The sequence below is a fragment of the Serratia sp. root2 genome, from assembly GCF_031931805.1.
In the GTDB taxonomy this organism is placed as follows: domain Bacteria; phylum Pseudomonadota; class Gammaproteobacteria; order Enterobacterales; family Enterobacteriaceae; genus Serratia; species Serratia inhibens.
This window is the reverse complement of record NZ_JAUJXB010000001.1, coordinates 2,131,516-2,148,888: the sequence shown is the minus strand read 5'-3', so window position 1 is coordinate 2,148,888 and position 17,373 is coordinate 2,131,516. Positions and strand designations below refer to the sequence as shown.

Annotated in this window: 16 protein-coding genes and 1 other annotated feature (1 of these 17 only partly in view); of the genes, 6 read left to right on the top strand and 10 right to left on the bottom strand. The window is 57.9% G+C overall.

Translation table 11 applies throughout. The features are described 5' to 3' along the window. Positions 1-66: a sequence feature (His leader region), on the bottom strand; it reaches 61 nt to the left of the window's first position. Then, positions 42-89, bottom strand: a complete 48-nt coding sequence (gene hisL, locus QZQ97_RS09865; protein WP_110605893.1) for a his operon leader peptide — start codon at positions 87-89, stop codon at positions 42-44. Its footprint overlaps the feature before it by 25 nt. Before the next feature lie 230 nt (positions 90-319). Here hisL and QZQ97_RS09860 point away from each other — a divergent pair, with 230 nt between their 5' ends. Beyond that, on the top strand, positions 320-1,144 hold the full coding sequence (locus QZQ97_RS09860) for an SDR family oxidoreductase (RefSeq protein ID WP_311993280.1): 825 nt from the start codon (positions 320-322) through the stop codon (positions 1,142-1,144). Here QZQ97_RS09860 and QZQ97_RS09855 read toward each other — a convergent pair. Further along, positions 1,141-2,079: a LysR family transcriptional regulator gene (locus QZQ97_RS09855; RefSeq protein WP_311993279.1), complete on the bottom strand. Its 939-nt coding sequence runs from the start codon at positions 2,077-2,079 to the stop codon at positions 1,141-1,143. The genes QZQ97_RS09860 and QZQ97_RS09855 overlap by 4 nt on opposite strands. A 250-nt stretch (positions 2,080-2,329) precedes the next feature. On the opposite strand from QZQ97_RS09855, the gene speB reads away from it, so the two are divergent. Together speB and QZQ97_RS09845 are read left to right on the top strand one after the other, a co-directional pair. Beyond that, complete coding sequence (gene speB / locus QZQ97_RS09850; RefSeq protein ID WP_311993278.1) at positions 2,330-3,262, top strand: agmatinase; 933 nt, start codon at positions 2,330-2,332, stop codon at positions 3,260-3,262. Between the two features lie 71 nt (positions 3,263-3,333). Further along, complete coding sequence (locus QZQ97_RS09845; RefSeq protein ID WP_311993277.1) at positions 3,334-4,716, top strand: sodium:solute symporter; 1,383 nt, start codon at positions 3,334-3,336, stop codon at positions 4,714-4,716. 42 nt (positions 4,717-4,758) lie between these two features. On the opposite strand, the gene QZQ97_RS09840 is transcribed toward QZQ97_RS09845, so the two are convergent. After that, positions 4,759-5,739 carry a magnesium and cobalt transport protein CorA gene (locus tag QZQ97_RS09840; protein ID WP_311993276.1) on the bottom strand — a complete coding sequence of 327 codons (981 nt, stop codon included), beginning with the start codon at positions 5,737-5,739 and terminating at the stop codon, positions 4,759-4,761. An 11-nt stretch (positions 5,740-5,750) separates the two neighbouring features. Then, positions 5,751-6,170 carry a GNAT family N-acetyltransferase gene (locus QZQ97_RS09835; protein WP_311993275.1) on the bottom strand — a complete coding sequence of 140 codons (420 nt, stop codon included), beginning with the start codon at positions 6,168-6,170 and terminating at the stop codon, positions 5,751-5,753. 132 nt (positions 6,171-6,302) lie between these two features. Here QZQ97_RS09835 and QZQ97_RS09830 point away from each other — a divergent pair, with 132 nt between their 5' ends. Continuing rightward, a complete protein-coding gene (locus tag QZQ97_RS09830) occupies positions 6,303-7,412 on the top strand; it encodes a PQQ-dependent sugar dehydrogenase (protein WP_311993274.1) in 1,110 nt (369 codons plus the stop codon). A gap of 23 nt (positions 7,413-7,435) precedes the next feature. On the opposite strand, the gene QZQ97_RS09825 is transcribed toward QZQ97_RS09830, so the two are convergent. Next, complete coding sequence (locus tag QZQ97_RS09825; protein WP_311993273.1) at positions 7,436-8,056, bottom strand: glutathione S-transferase family protein; 621 nt, start codon at positions 8,054-8,056, stop codon at positions 7,436-7,438. Positions 8,057-8,157: 101 nt separating this feature from the next. Beyond that, complete coding sequence (locus tag QZQ97_RS09820; RefSeq protein WP_311993272.1) at positions 8,158-8,814, bottom strand: HAD family hydrolase; 657 nt, start codon at positions 8,812-8,814, stop codon at positions 8,158-8,160. 295 nt (positions 8,815-9,109) lie between these two features. On the opposite strand from QZQ97_RS09820, the gene QZQ97_RS09815 reads away from it, so the two are divergent. Further along, complete coding sequence (locus QZQ97_RS09815; protein ID WP_311993271.1) at positions 9,110-10,132, top strand: isopenicillin N synthase family dioxygenase; 1,023 nt, start codon at positions 9,110-9,112, stop codon at positions 10,130-10,132. A gap of 56 nt (positions 10,133-10,188) precedes the next feature. Here the strand turns inward: QZQ97_RS09815 and QZQ97_RS09810 are convergent, their stop codons facing one another. After that, positions 10,189-11,334 (bottom strand): trans-sulfuration enzyme family protein, encoded by a 1,146-nt coding sequence (locus QZQ97_RS09810; RefSeq protein ID WP_311993269.1) that lies wholly within the window; start codon positions 11,332-11,334, stop codon positions 10,189-10,191. A gap of 13 nt (positions 11,335-11,347) precedes the next feature. Continuing rightward, positions 11,348-12,715 carry a cystathionine beta-synthase gene (locus QZQ97_RS09805; protein ID WP_311993268.1) on the bottom strand — a complete coding sequence of 456 codons (1,368 nt, stop codon included), beginning with the start codon at positions 12,713-12,715 and terminating at the stop codon, positions 11,348-11,350. A 465-nt stretch (positions 12,716-13,180) separates the two neighbouring features. Here QZQ97_RS09805 and QZQ97_RS09800 point away from each other — a divergent pair, with 465 nt between their 5' ends. Beyond that, the gene (locus QZQ97_RS09800; RefSeq protein ID WP_311993267.1) at positions 13,181-14,386 is read left to right on the top strand and encodes a serine hydrolase; all 1,206 of its coding nucleotides are present in this window, start codon (positions 13,181-13,183) and stop codon (positions 14,384-14,386) included. 53 nt (positions 14,387-14,439) lie between these two features. On the opposite strand, the gene QZQ97_RS09795 is transcribed toward QZQ97_RS09800, so the two are convergent. Continuing rightward, positions 14,440-15,807 (bottom strand): L-serine ammonia-lyase, encoded by a 1,368-nt coding sequence (locus QZQ97_RS09795; RefSeq protein WP_311993266.1) that lies wholly within the window; start codon positions 15,805-15,807, stop codon positions 14,440-14,442. Between the two features lie 215 nt (positions 15,808-16,022). Further along, the gene (locus tag QZQ97_RS09790; protein WP_311993265.1) at positions 16,023-17,318 is read right to left on the bottom strand and encodes an HAAAP family serine/threonine permease; all 1,296 of its coding nucleotides are present in this window, start codon (positions 17,316-17,318) and stop codon (positions 16,023-16,025) included. Between the last annotated feature and the right edge of the window lie 55 nt (positions 17,319-17,373).

Sequence of the window (17,373 nt, the reverse complement as noted above, 5' to 3'; positions counted from 1 at the left end):
AAGATTAAGAAACCGTCTCCCAGCACACATCGCCTGAAAGACTAGTCAGGATGATGGTGATGATGGTGGTTGAACTGAATGCGTGTCATGGTGTTTTCTCTGTAAAATGTCGGTACAAACCGAATTGCTAATTAACCTAAACTATCCGCTGTCTGTCGCGCAACCCTTTTTTACAGTCATAAATTTAATTTATTGAAACAGGCTGGGTTATTAGTCAGACACAAGTTTACCTAAGCTTAAATCGGGGCGGATTGTATCCCTTTACGGAGTGGCGTAGCCTGAATGGGTAAAGTGCTGCAATCTTCAGGAGAGGAAGATAATGAAAAAGGTAGCCATTATTGGTCTGGGCTGGCTGGGTATGCCGCTGGCTCTGTCGCTGATGAGCCGTGGGTTTGACGTGGTCGGCAGTAAAACCACGCCGGATGGCGTCGAGGCCGCACGCATGAGCGGGATTGAATGTTATCAGTTGGAAATGACGCCGGAGCTGATTTGCGATCCGGACGATCTGGAACCCTTGCTGAGCGTAGACGCGCTGGTGGTGACGCTTCCCGCCCGTCGCACCGTCGAAGGCAGCGAAAACTACTTCAATGCGGTGCGCATGCTGGTGGACAGCGCAATGGCCTTTGGCGTGTCGCGCATCATTTTTACCAGTTCAACCTCGGTGTATGGCGAAACGGCCGGCACGGTGCGCGAAGATTCGCCGCTGAGGCCGGTGACGCCGTCCGGGCGTGTGCTGGCTGAACTGGAGCGCTGGCTGCATGAACTGCCTAACACCTCGGTGGATATTTTGCGGCTGGCGGGGCTGGTGGGGGCGGATCGCCACCCTGGCCGTTTCCTGGCCGGCAAGGTCGACGTCAAGGGCGGCTCGCAAGGCGTCAATCTGGTGCATCAGGATGATGTGATTGCGGCTATTCAACTGTTGCTGAAGCTGCCGAAAGGCGGGCACGTTTATAATCTGTGTGCGCCTGCCCATCCGACCAAACGCGAGTTCTACCCGGCATTGGCGGAGCAGTTGCATTTAGCCCCACCGCGGTTTGCCGCCGAGAGCGAGCAGGGCGGTCGGCTGGTGGACGGCAGCCGCATCTGCAACGAACTGGGGTTTGAGTACCAGTACCCGGATCCGGCACGTATGCCGGTCAACTAATTCGCTTTTTCAAGCCCCGCAGCCGCGGGGTTTTTCGTCTGCGGTTCCCGCGCGAACCTGTTCAAATCCTCCAGCAGCGCAGTCAACGCCTCTTTCGGCTGGCCAGGCCGGCTCACCAGGCTTAGCATCGCCTGATAAGAGAGCGCCTGTCCGCCAAGTTGTCTTAATTCGCCTTGTTCAACCCAGCGTGCGGCGTAATGGGTTGGCAGGTAGCCGAGATATTCCCCGCTGAGCAACAGATGGGCGACACCTTCCATATGATGGGCAACTGCGCCGAGATTTAACGGCGCGACAGGGCACAGCTGCTGCGCCAACAAATAGCCGCGTTTAACCCAGCGCGCATTTTCGATCTGTTCGCGGCTCGGTTGCTCGACGGTAAACAACGGATGATCGCTGCTGCAATAGATCGCCTGCGTTTCGCTTGCCCACGGGCGATACTGCAATTCATCCAACTGCTGGCCAAAATAGCCGATGCCCAGATCGAGCTGTTGATTCAGCAGCCCTTGTTCGATTTCGGCGGGGGAGCAAATTCGGCATTGCAACTGAACATCCTGATATCTCCGTTGAAACCGTTTGATGGCGCGGCTAAATGGATTGCCCGGCAGCGACACCAGATTATCCACCAGGCCTATCTGCAGATCGCCGGTCAGTAAGCCGTTCAGCGACTGGCTTACCCGGGTAAAGTCGCGCGCGGCGTTGAACAGACTGCGGCAGGCGATCAGTATGCGTTCCCCTTTCGGGGTCAGCATAAAACCGGAGCGGCCACGTTGACACAGGCGAAATCCCAGCCGGGTTTCCAGCGTCGCGAGGTGAGTGCTGATGGTGGACTGATTCATCAACAGCGCCTCCTGAGCCGCGCTGACGCCCTGGGCTTCGGCAACGGCGACAAAAACCCGCAGCAGCCTGAGATCGATATCGCTTAGGTTGGTGAGCATCTTTCCCTCCGCAGAAACAGCCTGTTATTAACCCTTTGATAACATCACCGTGATGGGCGCACACCGGTGGGTCCCTGGGTTCATATGTCATGGGTTTGAAATAAAAATCAATAGTTCAACACCTTACTGGCATCGGTTTTTTCAATGCTTACATTCCAAAGAGGGAATGGTAGTCCAGTCGGGTGGTGGGTAGCCTGTATTTGTTACCTAAATGTTGGGATTTCACAACGGCTGATCAAAAGGAAAAAACATGCTTAATCAACCCCAGAGCGGCAACGAGATGCCGCGTTTTGCCGGTATTCCCACCATGATGCGTCTGCCCGTAGCCGACGATGCCCAGGGGCTGGATGCGGCCTTTGTCGGCGTGCCCCTTGATATAGGCACTTCAAATCGCAGCGGCACGCGCTATGGACCACGGCAAATTCGGCAGGAATCGGTGATGATCCGCCCTTATAACATGGGCACCGGCGCCGCGCCTTTTGAGCGGCTCCAGGTCGCCGACCTGGGTGACGTTGCCATCAATCCCTATAGTCTGGAAGACAGCGTTAACCGCATAGAACTGGCCTATAACGGCATTATTTCCCAAGGTTGCCTCCCGCTGACGCTGGGGGGAGATCACACGCTGACGCTGCCGATCCTGCGGGCAGTCGCCCGCCGTTATGGTCCGGTCGGTTTAATCCATGTTGATGCCCACTCCGATACCAACGAAGAGATGTTTGGCGAAAAACTGGCTCATGGCACCACTTTCCGCCGCGCTTATGAAGAGGGGCTGCTGGCGCCGCAGCGGGTGGTGCAAATTGGCCTGCGCGGCAGCGGCTATGCCGCGGACGATTTCGACTGGTCGCGGCGACAAGGATTTCGCGTAGTGCCGGCAGAGGCGTGCTGGCATCGCTCGCTGGCACCCTTGATGGAGGAGGTGCGCGAGAAAATGGGCGATGCCCCGGTCTACCTCAGCTTCGACATCGATGGGCTGGATCCGGCGTTTGCGCCAGGCACCGGTACGCCGGAGGTCGGTGGGCTGTCGGTCTGGCAAGGGCTGGAGATCGTCAGAGGGTGCAACGGGGTGAATCTGGTGGGTGCCGATGTGGTGGAGGTGTCGCCTCCCTATGATCGTTCCGGTAACACCGCGCTACTGGCGGCCAACCTACTGTTTGAAATGCTGTGCGTCCTGCCTGGCAGATAAGACGCCGTGAAATCTGGCCGGCGGAGCCGTTGCGCCTGGGCCCATATAACAACAAGCCAACGGAGTTGCCGATGAATCTCGATCTGCTCGTAGTGGTGTTTTATTTTTTGGTAATAGGGGCGGTGGGTTGGCTTGGCGTTCGCCGGGCCACCACCAAGGAAGATTATCTGGTTGCCGGCCGCAATCTGGGGCCGTGTTTGTACCTGGGAACGCTGTCCGCCGTGGTGCTTGGCGGCGCGTCAACCATCGGCAGCGTTAAACTGGGTTACACCTACGGTATCTCGGGGGTGTGGCTGTGTGGCGCGCTGGGAGCGGGAATTGTGGTCCTGAGCACGGTGCTGGCCAAGCCGTTGCTCCAGTTAAAGCTGTATACCGTCAGCCAGGTGCTGGCTCGACGCTATCACCCTGCCGCCAGGCTCACCAGCGGTGCCATCATGTTGGCGTATGACCTGATGGTGGCGGTGACCTCGATTATCGCCATCGGCAGCGTGATGCAGGTGATGTTTGAGCTGCCCTTCACTACGTCAATTCTGCTGGGGGGCGGTTTGGTGGTGCTCTATTCCACGTTGGGCGGCATGTGGTCATTGACGCTTACCGATATCATCCAGTTTATCATCATGACCGTTGGTCTGATGCTGGTGCTGATGCCAATGAGCATCGTCAAGGCCGGCGGTTGGGAAGCTTTCGGCAGCCTGTTGCCGGCCAGCTACTATCAGCTGTCATCAATCGGTCTGGACACCATACTGGTGTTTTTCCTGATCTACTTCTTCGGCATCCTGATTGGCCAGGACATCTGGCAGCGGGTATTCACCGCCCGCAGCGCCAATGTCGCGCGCTATGCCGGTCTGGGGGCCGGCGTGTACTGCGTGCTGTATGGCGTCACTGGCGCGTTGATCGGCATGGCGGGCAAGATTGTCCTGCCGCAGTTGGCCAACACCGACGGCGCCTTTGCCGCCATCGCCCAGGCGGTATTGCCGGCAGGCATCAGTGGGTTGGTGGCTGCCGCCGCGCTGGCTGCGCTGATGTCAACCGCCAGCGCTTGTCTGTTGGCATCGTCAACCATTGCGCTGGAAGACGTATTACCGGCGATCCGCAAGCGGCCTTCGGGCGGCTTGGCGGCCGGGCGATTTACCACCCTGATCATGGGCGTGATTATGCTGGGGCTGGCGTTTCTGGTACGGGATGTCATGGCGGCACTGACGCTGGCCTATAATCTGCTGGTGGGCGGCATGTTGATCCCGCTGGTCGGCGCGATTTTCTGGCAGCGCGCCACCAGCTCCGGCGCTATCGCCAGCATGTTGGCCGGCAGCCTGTGCGTGTTGGGGCTGATGTATTATCACGGCATTGAGGCCAACAGCCCGATCTACGGCGGCCTGCTGGCGGGCGGTGTAGCCTTTGTGGTCGGTAGTCTGTTGACCCGTCCAAACCCGCAGCCGCAGGTGCAGTCTGAGTAATTCGAAAAAAACGGGGGTGCCGTGTGCAACCCCTTTTGCGGTTTACAACCAGCCGGATCTCTTCAGTTTCTGATACAAGAAGAAGCAACCGGCGAGGGTCACCCCGAGTGTGGTGTGGTAGGCCCAGGGGAATTTCAGCTCAGGCATGTCGGCAAAGTTCATGCCGTACAGGCTGAAAATCACGGTCGGGATCGCCAGGATCGCCCCCCAGCCTGCCAGCCGTTTCACCACTTCGTTTTGCTTGACGGTGACCAGCGCCAGGTTTACATGCATCGCATTGGTCAGCATTTCGCGCATATCGTCGATATTGCTGACCACCTGACGTGCGTGATCCTGAACGTCCCGCACGTAGGCGCGCAGCTCCTTCGGAATCACCTCTTCATGCAGACGAATCAGCTGGTTGCAGATTTCGTCCATCGGCAATGCGGCATTGCGCAGCGCCAACAGGTGCCGCCGCAGGGTATAGACGTTCTCGATGGCGGCTTGATCAAACTCCGATTTGAACATATTGGCTTCGATGCCTTCGATGCTCGCCTCGAATTTGGCCACTACGGTGCGGTAGTTATCCACCACAAAGTCCAGCACCGAATACAGCGCAAAGCCGGGTCCGTGGCACAGTTGCTTCTGGTTCTCCTCCGCTTTGGCTCTGATAGGCGCATAGCTGGGTGACGCGCCGTGGCGCACCGTGATCAGGAAATTTTTACCCACGAAGAAATGGGTTTCGCCGTACTCGACTTCGTTGTCGCCCCACTGTGCGGTTTTCACCACGATAAACAGCGAATCGCCGTAGGCTTCGAGCTTGGGCCGTTGGTGGGCGCACAGCGCATCCTCAATTGCCAGATCGTGCAGGCCAAACTCTTCCTGCACCTTGCGCATAAAGGCGTCCTCCGGCTGCCAAAGCCCGAGCCAGACGAAGGTATCCGGCTGCTTGACCACGTCGCTGATGTCATCAATGGTCACTTCACCCAGCCGTTTACCGGCTTTGTACGCCACGCTGTTCACAACCATGGTTGCGGTTTCCATCAGGCCACCTGTTATTCAATAAGGGTTTTGGTGAGAAAATAACATTCATGCTCCACCGGGTAATTCTGTAGCGTCATCTGGAGTTGGTAGCCAAGTTTCTCGTAGAACGGCCGCGCCTGAAAACTGAAGGTATCTAAACGAACGTAACGACAGCCACGGGCGATAGCCTCCTGTTCGGCGGCCAGCAGCACTTTACGGCCGATCCCGGTGCCACGCTGTGAATCTGCCACCCATAGCCAGTCGACGCTGAGCCAGTAGCCCCAGGTCTCTGCGGTCAGCCCGGCGACAACCTGACCGGAAGCATCCCGGGTATAGACGCCAAGCGGTTTGCGCTGGCTGGCATCAATGTACGGGCTGTTATGGGCCCTCAGACCTTGTCGGATGGCGTCAAGGGTGTCTTCACTGAGCGTATCGGTTACGGTGATATCCATATTTCCTCCTGAGTAATCCGTTAACTTAAGCTCAGTTTGGCTAAAATTCAACATATTGAAATTTAAAACAAACGTCGTGATCAGCCTGCTGGGCTACACTGAATGGGTCGGTTTTTTGTCCAGGAGGATGCCATGCCCCGATTGACCCTGATGGCCGGTTTGCTGTTATTCAGTGGCCTGCTACACGCCGCGCCGGCGGTAACACAGTTGCAAGACAAGTTGGAACACCCGTGGTCGCTGGCATTTTTGCCCGACGAACAGGGGATGTTAATTACCGAACGGCCGGGCCGCTTGCGGCTATGGCAGCAGGGCAAAGGGCTGTCAGCGCCAATTACCGGCGTGCCCCAGGTGTATGCCGAAGGGCAGGGCGGCCTGTTGGACGTGCTGTTGGCGCAGGACTTTGCCGACAGCCGACGGGTCTATCTCAGCTTTGCCGAGGCGGGTGATAACGGCAAGGCGGGCACCGCGGTGGGTTACGGGCGGCTGAGCACCGACAATCGGCAGCTGGAAGGCTTCAAGGTGATTTTCCGCCAGCAGCCGAAGCTGTCGGTCGGCAACCATTTTGGCGGCAAGCTGGCGTTTGATCGTCAGGGCTATCTGTTTATCGCGCTGGGGGAAAATAACCAACGGCCGACGGCGCAGGATTTGGACAAACTGCAGGGCAAGGTGGTGCGCTTGACTGCCGACGGCGCGGTACCGCCGGATAATCCGTTTGTCGGCCAGGCCGGCAAGCGGCCGGAGATCTGGTCTTACGGTCACCGTAACCCGCAGGGACTGGCACTGAACCCGTGGAGCGGAGCACTCTGGGAGCATGAGCACGGCCCGCGCGGCGGCGATGAGATCAATCTTCCTCGGGCGGGCAAAAACTACGGCTGGCCTCTCGCCACTTACGGCATAAATTACTCCGGGCTGGCAATCCCGGAGGCGAAAGGGCAGAAGGTGGCGGGCACCGAACAGCCGCTGCATTTCTGGCAAGTGTCGCCGGGCATCAGCGGTATGGCGTTCTACAACGGCAGCCGTTTCCCTGAATGGCAGGGTTCGCTGTTTATCGGTGCATTGGCGCAGGAGGCGTTGATTCGTTTGACGTTGCAGGGGGATAAGGTGATCGCCGAACAGCGGTTGCTGGAGGATCGAGGGGAAAGGATCCGCGAGGTGCGGACCGGGCCGGATGGCTATATTTATCTGTTGACCGATGCGGAAAACGGCAAGCTGTTGCGTGTCGGGCTGACGGAGAAATCATAGCGCCCCGGAGGGGCGCACAACACTCAGGTTAACTCGCTCATCACGGCGCGTTGGTAGGCCGGGCGTTCGGTCAACCGTTGGTACCAGCGCTCCATGTTCGGGCGCGGACGGCGATCAATCGGCATGGAGAACCAGGCGTAGGCAAAGCTGCCGAGCGTAATGTCGCCGAAACCGAAGGCTTCGCCGGACAGATAAGGCTGGTTGCCCAAGGCTGCTTCCACTACGTCGAAATGCTTTTCCAGCGTGGCGATCGCCGCTTCGATCTTCGCCATGTCGCGCAGTTCCGGTTTGGTGCGCACCAGACCCCAGAATACGATGGAAAAGGATGCGACTATGGTGGAGGTCGTCCAATCCATCCACTTCTCGGCGCTGGCGCGGGCTTGCAGATCCTGCGGGTAGAATGGCTCGCTGCCAAACTTGGCCGCCAGATAGCGCACGATGGTGTTCGATTCCCACAGCACGAAGTCATCATCTTGCAGCAGCGGTACCAGACCGTTCGGGTTTAATGAGCGGTAGAGTTCCTCGTTCACCTTACCGAATGCGCCGCCGGCATTGATATGGGTGTAGCTCAACTCCAGTTCTGCTGCGCACCACAGCACTTTCCTGACATTGTTTGAATTCTCACGACCCCAGATGGTCAGCATAGAGCGCCTCTTTAAGCTTCAGCGGATTAACGAACCCAAGCGATTATTCTTACGCCACAGTTTTGTTTTTGTCACACCCGAATGGCATTTTTTGCCTGCTTTCAGCGTTCCCAGCGGCACACTTCCCAACCGTGCTCGGTCGCCAGCGCATGCAGATCGCGGTCCGGGTTGATCACCGTGGCGCTGTCGACATATTCCAGCATCGCCTTGTCGTTAAGCGAGTCGCTGTAACCGTGGCTGTGTTCGAAGCTCAGCTCCGGGTGTTCCGCCAGCCACTGTTTCAGGCGGATCACCTTGCCTTTCTGATAGGTCATGGTGCCGTAGGTGTTACCGGTGAAGCGCCCGTCTTCAACGGAGACGCCAATCGCCAGCGCGCCGTCGGCACCGAGCTGTTCGGCAATAGGGGCGACCAGATGTTCGCCGGTGGCGGAAATGACCAAAATGCAGTCGCCGCGTTCGCGGTGCCACAGCAACCGCTCACGCGCGGCGGGATAAACCCGAGGCAGGATATCGCGCCGGATATAGCGCTGTACCCAACCGGCCACCGTCTGGGTGCTTAAGCCGGCCAGCGGTGCCAGAGTGGCCTGCATGTAGTCTTCCATGGACAGCTTGCCCTGGTAATAGAGCTGCATCAGTTGCTGTTCCTGCTGTTCCAGTTCCGCCGGCGCGAACCCTTGCGCGACCAGCCAACGGATCCACAGGCTGGCGCTGTCATCATCAATCAGGGTCTCATCCAGGTCGAACAAGGCTAAATCCATCAGTATTTCTCCGGCAGGCAGGGAGGGAAACGGGGGGTTGCATACAACAATAGCGGATACCCTACGTCGCCAGCCAGCGGCGGCGACGAAATTGCGCAGAGCATAAGAAACTTTGATGACGGTTTTGCGTCACTTTGTTGAACCTTTGCATATCTTAGAACGCAACAATATTGGCTCGCCCGTCAGGCTGGGTGGTAACTATAGGGGCATGCACAGGCCATTCAGGAACTGAAAATGTTGATAATTCGCCTTTATACCGGCCCGGTTTTTGTCGGGGATGACGAGGAACAGGACAATGACACCACCACTGACGCTGAAGACGTTGCCGCTGCTGGATCTTTCGCAGCTTGATGGCGACGCGCAGCAGCGGCAGGCATTTCTCGACGGCTTGCGTGAGGCAGCGCGTGATGTAGGTTTCTTTTATCTGCGCGGACACGGCGTTGATACCCAATTGAATGCGCAATTGCAGCAGCGAGCAAGGCAATTTTTCGCTCTACCGGAAGCCGACAAACTGGCGGTGCAGATGGTGCATTCGCCGCACTTTCGCGGCTATAACCGTGCAGCGGCCGAACTGACGCGCGGCCAACCTGACTGGCGCGAGCAATTTGACATCGGTGCGGAGCGCCCTGCGTTGCAACTGACCGAAAAAACGCCGCGCTGGGCGCGCTTGCAGGGGCCGAATCAATGGCCCGAGGCTCTGCCTGAACTGAAACCGCTACTGTTACAGTGGCAGCAGGCGATGACCGGCATGTCGTTGCGGCTACTGCGTGCCTTTGCGCTGGCGCTTTCGTTGCCCGAGCAGGCGTTTGATACGCTCTACGGCGAGAAGCCGAATGAACATATCAAGTTGATCCGTTACCCGGGGCGTGAGGCGACCGCCAGTGGCCAGGGGGTTGGAGCCCATAAGGATTCCGGTTTTCTCAGCTTCCTGCTGCAGGACCGGCAGAAAGGTTTGCAGGTCGAAGTCAGCGAAGGGAACTGGGTCGACGCCGAGCCGCGCGAGGAGACCTTCGTGGTCAACATCGGCGAGCTGCTGGAACTGGCGACCAACGGTTATTTGCGCGCTACGGTGCATAGGGTGGAGACACCGCCGGCGGGAAGCGATCGCCTGTCGATTGCGTTCTTCCTGGGGGCGCGATTGGACGCCGTGGTGCCGCTGTATCAACTTCCTGCACCACTGGCGGCAGAGGCACACGGCCCGGCCAGCGATCCGCATAATCCGTTGTTCCGTGACGTGGGCTTTAACTATCTGAAGGGGCGGATCCGCTCCCATCCCGATGTGGCGCAGCGCCACTATCAGGATGTCGTCGGCGTTTGAATGCGAAAGGCCTGGCAGTAAGCCAGGCCTTTTTACCTCATGCTCATGACGGGGGATTATTCCGCCAGTGCCTGTTGCAGATCGGCGATCAAATCTTCCGCATCCTCAATCCCCACCGACAAGCGCAACAGTTGCGGCGTGATGCCGGTTTTCAGCCGCTGCTCCAGCGGGATCGACGCATGGGTCATGCTGAATGGCTGGCTGATCAAGCTTTCAACGCCGCCCAGGCTTTCCGCCAGAGTGAACAGCCGCGAACGTTTGATGACCCGGCGCGCAAAGGCGTCGTCACCTTTCAGCCGGACCGAAATCATGCCGCCGAAGCTGCTCATTTGCTTCGCCGCCAGTGCGTGCTGCGGGTGGCTCGGCAGGCCTGGGTAATAAACATCCTCCACCTGCGGCTGGGTTTCCAGCCACTGGGCGATACGCAATGCGCTGTTGCTATGGCGCTCCATGCGCAACGCCAGAGTACGGATGCCGCGCAGCGTCAGGAAACTGCTGAAGGGGTCGAGGATACCGCCCACGGCGTTCTGCAGGAAGCCCAGCTGTTCCGCCAGCGCCGCGTTATCGCCCACGGCGGCAACCCCGGCCACCACGTCGGAGTGCCCATTCAGGTATTTGGTGGCGGAATGCACCACCACATCGAACCCCAGTTCCAGCGGCCGCTGAATATAAGGCGAGGCGAAAGTGTTGTCCGCCACGCTGATCAACGCGTGTTTTTTGGCGATAGCGGCAATGGCGCGCAGATCGGCCAGCTTCAACAGCGGGTTGGTGGGCGTTTCCACCCAGATCATTTTGGTCTCCGGCTCTATCGCCTGCACCAGCGCGGCGATGTCCGCCGGAGAAACATAGGTGACGCGTAAACCGGCGGTGCGGCTGCGCACTTTTTCCAGCAGGCGGTAGGTGCCGCCGTACAGATCGTCGACCGCCACCAGATGGCTGCCCTGATCGAGCAGCTCCAGCACCGTTGAACAGGCCGCCAGGCCGGAGGCAAAGGCGTAGCCGCGGCTGCCGCCTTCCAGCTCGGCGATGGCGCTTTCCAGCGCGGTGCGCGTCGGGTTGGCGCTGCGTGAATATTCATAGCCGGTGTGCTCGCCCGGCGCCGGTTGGGCGTAGGTCGAGGTTGCGTAGATAGCCGGCATCACTGCACCGGTGGCGTCCGGGGTATATCCGGCATGAACGGTCAACGTATCAAACTTGGCCATACAATAATCCTTATTAGCGTAATTTTTGGCGCCAGGCGTTAAGCACGTCTGTCCGGGTAATCAGGCCGAGGAAGCGCTCGCCGTCGAGCACCACCGCAACGTGGCCGTGATTGAAGGTGGCGAGCAAATCCTGATAGCTGGCCTCTTTTTGCAAGGTGTTGACCGACTGGGTCATGGCGCGGGTGGCCGGCAGACTAAAATGGCTGGCGTCCGCCTGAACCGCATTGAGCAGATCCCACTCATCGATCAGGCCGACCACGCGATCGCCCTCCAGTACCGGCAATTGCGAAATGTCATACAGCCGCATGCGGGCATGAACGATCGCCAGAGTATCTTCCGGCGCGGCCGACACCGCTGCGCCCTCGTCGTGACGGTAGGCGATCAGATCGCGCAGATCGTCGTGCTGCGGTTTGCTCAACAGGCCCTGTTCCAGCATCCAGTGATCGTTATACATTTTGGACAGGTATTTGTTGCCGCTGTCACAGACGAAGGTGACCACGCGTTTTGGTTCGGTCTGCGCCCGGCAATAGCGCAGCGCGGCGGCTAAAAGGGTGCCGGTGGATGAACCGGCCAGCACGCCTTCTTTGCGCAGCAGATCGCGCGCGGTGGTGAAGGCTTCGGCGTCGCCGATGCGATAGGCGTTACGCACCTGATTGAAATCGCTCAGCGGCGGAATGAAATCTTCGCCGATGCCTTCCACCAGCCAACTGCCGGCTTCGCCGATCTGGCCGCTGTCGAGGTAGTCCGCCAGGATCGAGCCGGCAGGGTCGGCCAGCACAAACTCGGTTTGCGGCGACACCTCGGCAAAATACCGGCTCAGGCCGCCCAGCGTACCGCCGGAGCCGACGCCGACCACGATGGCGTCCACCCGATTTTCCATCTGTCGCCACAGCTCCGGTGCGGTAGTGCGGGTATGGGCTGCCGGGTTGGCCGGGTTGTTGAATTGATCGATATAGAAAGCACCGGGGATCTCATCCGCCAGCCGTTTGGCGTAATCCTGATAATAAGCCGGGTGGCCTTTGCCCACGTCCGAACGCGTCAGCACCACCTCAACCCCCAGCGCACGCAGATGGAAAATCTTCTCGCGGCTCATCTTGTCCGGCACCACCAGCAGCAGTTTATAGCCCTTCAGGGCCGCCACCAGCGCCAGCCCCAGGCCGGTATTGCCGGCGGTGGCTTCAATGATGGTGCCACCGGGCAGCAGGCTGCCGTCACGTTCAGCCTGCTCGATCATCGACAGCGCCACGCGATCCTTGATCGAGCCACCGGGGTTTTGGTTTTCCAGTTTGACGAACAGCCGGCAGGGGCCGGTATCGAACTGGGTCAGTTCCAGCATCGGGGTATTGCCGATCATGTCGATGACGGAGTGCGGTATTGCCATGGGTAATCTCCAGGATAATTCGGTTTAAAAACCGTTATCTGGATGATAGCGCTGTGAATAAGCGCATTAAAAAGAACAAATAACCGTCCAATATGCATTTTTGGAATATATTAGTCTGATTTGGACGTATGGATGCGCAGATGTTCAGCGGTTCAGATGTGCAGCCGTATAGCCGTTAGTGGTATAAGAAAACACCGGATGGCTGGCTTTTCATCCAAATTGCGCGACAGAGCGTACAGTTATGTAAAAATGATGAAAATTCATGCTAAACCCTGCAAAAATAAGATAAATCTAATAAACTCACAGCAAGGGCATTTTTGGTGCGCCGCTCACCCGTTGGGGGGCCGCAGGGAGTCTGCGGTTGGCAAACGCGCGCCGAGCCACTCTCGCTGGTTGGCTGAAAACGTGAACATGTTTGAAAGTTAACGCTATTTCAATGATTTGAATGGACACTCTGGCGACGTCATGATGAAAAAAAACTTATCCACCTCCCTGAAGAAATTGACCTTTAGCGTCAGCATTTTGTTGCTGGCTACGCCTGCGATCCAGGCAGCCGAAGCGCCGGCGGCCCCGCAGGTTGACGCCAAGGCGTTTGTGCTGATGGATTACAACAGCGGCAAAATCCTGACGGAGGGCAATGCCGATACGCGTCTCGATCCCGCCAGCCTGACCAAGATCATGTCCAGCTATGTGATCGGCCAGGCGATCAAGGCCGGCAAGATCAAACCGGAGGATATGGTGACCGTCGGTAAGGACGCCTGGGCAACCGGCAACCCGGCGCTGCGCGGCTCTTCGCTGATGTTTATCAAACCGGGCGATCAGGTGCCGGTAATGGAACTGAACAAAGGCATCGTCATTCAGTCGGGCAATGATGCCAGCATCGCGCTGGCCGATTATGTGGCGGGCAGCCAGGATTCGTTCGTCGGCCTGATGAACAACTACGCCAAATCGCTGGGCCTGCAGAATACCCATTTCCTGACGGTGCACGGCCTGGATGCGGAAGGGCAGTACAGCACCGCGCGCGATATGGCATTGCTGAGCCAGGCGCTAATCCGTGACGTGCCGGTTGAGTACGCGCTGCATAAAGAAAAAGAGTTCACCTTCAACAAGATCCGCCAGGTCAACCGCAACCGCCTGCTGTGGAGCTCCAACCTGAATGTCGACGGCATCAAAACCGGCTACACCGGCGGTGCCGGCCATAACCTGGTGGCATCCGCTACCGACGGCCCAATGCGCCTGATCTCGGTGGTGCTGGGCGCGCCGAGTGACCGTATCCGCTTTAGTGAAAGTGAAAAACTGCTGACCTGGGGTTTCCGTTTCTACGAAACCGCAACGCCGATCAAGACCGACAAGCCGTTTGTTACCCAGCGCGTGTGGTTCGGTGAAATCAACGAAGTGCCGCTTGGCGTCGCCAAAGATGCGGCGGTAACTATCCCGAAAGGGCAGATGAAAAATCTGAAAGCCAGTTACAAACTGAATCAGCCAACGCTGGAAGCGCCGCTGGCGAAAAACCAGGTGGTGGGCACCATTGACTTCCAGCTGGACGGTAAAACCATTGAGCAATACCCGCTGGTGGTAATGCAGGAAGTGAAAGAAGGGAACTTCTTCAGCCGCATTTGGGACATGGTGATGATGAAGCTGAGTCAGTGGTTCGGCAGCGTTTTCGGTTAACGGCAATAATATGAAAGAGGGCGCAATGGATAACATTGCGCCCTCGGTTTTTATCAGTTACAGGCCACAACCTTGATCGCCAGGCCACCTTGCGAGGTTTCGCGGTATTTAGCGTTCATGTCTTTGCCCGTCTCGTACATGGTTTCAATCACCTTATCCAGGCACACGCGCGGCTCGCTGGTGCGACGCAGCGCCATACGTGCGGCGTTGACCGCCTTCACCGCAGAAATCGCGTTACGTTCGATACAAGGCACCTGAACCTGGCCGGCCAGCGGATCGCAGGTCAACCCAAGATGGTGCTCCATGGCGATTTCCGCCGCGATGCAAACCTGCGCCGGGCTACCGCCCATCAGCTCTGCCAATCCCGCGGCAGCCATTGAGCAGGCGACGCCCACTTCCCCCTGACAACCCACTTCTGCGCCGGAAATAGACGCGTTCATCTTGTACAGCGCGCCGATCACGCCGGAAGCCAGGAAATAACGGGTGTAGGAATTAGGATTCACCGGGCGAATAAACTGATCGTAATAGGCCAGCACCGCCGGGATGATGCCGCAGGCACCGTTGGTTGGTGCAGTCACCACGCGGCCGCCGGCGGCGTTCTCTTCGTTCACGGCGAAGGCGAACATGTTGATCCAGTCAACCACGTTCATCGGGTCGATATTGTTCTTGTCGCCGGTGACCAGCAGGCGGCGCAGAGCGGCGGCACGGCGCTGAACTTTCATCGGGCCAGGCAACAGGCCTTCGCTGTTCATGCCGCGTTCGATGCCGGCGCGCATCACTTGCCAGACGTTGGCGAAGTGGGCGTCGATCTCGGCCTTGCTGTGCAGGGCAAGCTCGTTTTGCATCACCATGCCGGACAACGACAGGCCGGCGTCCTTGCAGTGTTGCTGCAAGTCACGAGCCGATTGGAACGGATAGGGTACCTGAACCTGATGTGCCGCGGGTTGGCCGAAGTGTTCTTCATCGACGATAAAGCCGCCGCCGGTCGAGTAATAGGTTTTACTGTGCAGCAGTCGCTCGCCGCCAAAGGCACGAATGCGCATGCCGTTTTCGTGTAGCGGCAGGTTATCGCTGTGGAAGTTCATGCCACCTTGCAACGGGAAATCCACCTCATGGCGGCCGTTAGCCAGCAGCAAGCGACCGCGTTGTTCTACGTCGCGGATAAAACCGGCGATGCCGTCAATGTCCACGTCATGCGGCAGGTTGCCCGCCAACCCCATGATAATCGCGATGTCGGTGTGGTGACCCTTGCCGGTCAGCGACAGCGAACCGTACACATCCACTACCACGCGGGTGGTATCCATCAACTGTTGATGGGCAATCAAATCATCGGTGAACAGCTTGCCGGCTTTCATCGGGCCGACGGTGTGAGAGCTGGATGGACCGATACCAATTTTGAAAATATCGAAAACGCTGACCATGGTCTAGCCTCCTTCTTCAGGTGTTATACCCTTCATCTTTCAAGCCACAGCGTTGTTGCCTGCACGCACTCACCCCATTCACTTACCTAAGTAAGCTTTTGGGGACTCCTGCGTTTGCCGCCTGGCCGTAACTTGAAAGCTATAGCGTATAGGCGCTTTTAATGAAGGGGGCAGTGCCGAGAGAAGCCGGCGCACGGGGCGCCGGCGGAGCTTGATTAGAGGCTGTACAGAATTGCGGAGATGGCGATCAGGCCCATCACGACGACGAATACGTTGCTGATGTGGCCGCTGTATTTACGCATTGCAGGCACTTTGCGGATAGCGTACATCGGCATCAGGAACAGCAGCATGGCGATGATTGGGCCGCCCATGTTTTCGATCATACCCAGAATGCTTGGGTTCAGGGTCGCGACAATCCAGGTGGTGATCAGCATGAAGATGGCAGTGATGCGGTTCAGCTTGTTGGTGCTGATGGTTTTGCCACGGCTCTTCATCGACTTGGCAATCAGGCCGTTAAAGCCTTCACGTGCGCCCAGGTAGTGACCGAGGAACGACTTGGTGATGGCGATAAAGGCGATAACCGGCGCGATGTAGGCGATCATCGGGTTGTTAAAGTGGTTGGCCAGGTAAGACAGAATAGAGATGTTCTGCGCCTTGGCTTCCGCCAGGTTCTCTGGAGACAGACTCAGCACGCAGCTGAACACGAAGAACATGACGGTCAGCACCATCATGATGTGGGCGTAACCCAAAATGCGGGAGCATTTTTTCTCGGCAACTTCCTGACCGTATTCTTCGCGCTTGGCGACGGCAAAGGCGGAGATGATCGGCGAATGGTTGAAGGAGAACACCATTACCGGGATCGCCAGCCACAGGGTAATCACCAGACCATTGCCCATGCCGGTGCCTGCGCCGGAAAGGGAGACGTTCTCAAAGATGGCGCCGGTCCAGTTCGGGATCAGGTACAGGGCCAGCAGCATCAGCACGGCGACAAACGGGAACACCAGGATGCTCATGGTTTTCACGATCGCTTGCTCGCCAAAACGCACGATGGTCATCAGGCCGACGATCAGGATCAGTGACAAAATGGCGCGCGGTGGCGAGGTCATGCCCAACTGGTGGGTAATGAAGCTGTCGACGGTATTGGTGATCGCCACGCTGTAAACCAGCAAGATTGGGTAGATAGCGAAGAAGTAGAGCAGAGTGATCAGCTTACCGGCGCTGATGCCAAAGTGTTCTTCAACCACTTCGGTGATGTCTTCACCGGCATTTTTGCCGGAGAGGACGAAACGGCACAGGCCACGGTGGGCGAAGAAGGTCATCGGGAAAGCAATGATGGCCATGATGATTAACGGAATCAAACCGCCGATGCCGGCGTTGATTGGCAGGAACAAAACGCCTGCGCCGATGGCGGTGCCATACAGGCCCAACATCCACATGGTGTCCGTTTTACGCCAGGTACTGGTGGAGCCAGAAGCCGCAGAGGCAATAGTGCCGGTCTGTGTAGTGTCCATAAATATCTCCGAAGTGAACACGATAATTTAAAATTAAAGGCAAAACTTAGGGTTA

Coding starts and splice junctions, on each gene's coding strand:
- QZQ97_RS09860 (WP_311993280.1), top strand. CDS start 320: ATGAAAAAGGTAGCCATTATTGGTCTGGGCTGGCTGGGTATGCCGCTG.
- QZQ97_RS09855 (WP_311993279.1), bottom strand. CDS start 2,079: ATGCTCACCAACCTAAGCGATATCGATCTCAGGCTGCTGCGGGTTTTT.
- speB (WP_311993278.1), top strand. CDS start 2,330: ATGCTTAATCAACCCCAGAGCGGCAACGAGATGCCGCGTTTTGCCGGT.
- QZQ97_RS09845 (WP_311993277.1), top strand. CDS start 3,334: ATGAATCTCGATCTGCTCGTAGTGGTGTTTTATTTTTTGGTAATAGGG.
- QZQ97_RS09840 (WP_311993276.1), bottom strand. CDS start 5,739: ATGGAAACCGCAACCATGGTTGTGAACAGCGTGGCGTACAAAGCCGGT.
- QZQ97_RS09835 (WP_311993275.1), bottom strand. CDS start 6,170: ATGGATATCACCGTAACCGATACGCTCAGTGAAGACACCCTTGACGCC.
- QZQ97_RS09830 (WP_311993274.1), top strand. CDS start 6,303: ATGCCCCGATTGACCCTGATGGCCGGTTTGCTGTTATTCAGTGGCCTG.
- QZQ97_RS09825 (WP_311993273.1), bottom strand. CDS start 8,056: ATGCTGACCATCTGGGGTCGTGAGAATTCAAACAATGTCAGGAAAGTG.
- QZQ97_RS09820 (WP_311993272.1), bottom strand. CDS start 8,814: ATGGATTTAGCCTTGTTCGACCTGGATGAGACCCTGATTGATGATGAC.
- QZQ97_RS09815 (WP_311993271.1), top strand. CDS start 9,110: ATGACACCACCACTGACGCTGAAGACGTTGCCGCTGCTGGATCTTTCG.
- QZQ97_RS09810 (WP_311993269.1), bottom strand. CDS start 11,334: ATGGCCAAGTTTGATACGTTGACCGTTCATGCCGGATATACCCCGGAC.
- QZQ97_RS09805 (WP_311993268.1), bottom strand. CDS start 12,715: ATGGCAATACCGCACTCCGTCATCGACATGATCGGCAATACCCCGATG.
- QZQ97_RS09800 (WP_311993267.1), top strand. CDS start 13,181: ATGATGAAAAAAAACTTATCCACCTCCCTGAAGAAATTGACCTTTAGC.
- QZQ97_RS09795 (WP_311993266.1), bottom strand. CDS start 15,807: ATGGTCAGCGTTTTCGATATTTTCAAAATTGGTATCGGTCCATCCAGC.
- QZQ97_RS09790 (WP_311993265.1), bottom strand. CDS start 17,318: ATGGACACTACACAGACCGGCACTATTGCCTCTGCGGCTTCTGGCTCC.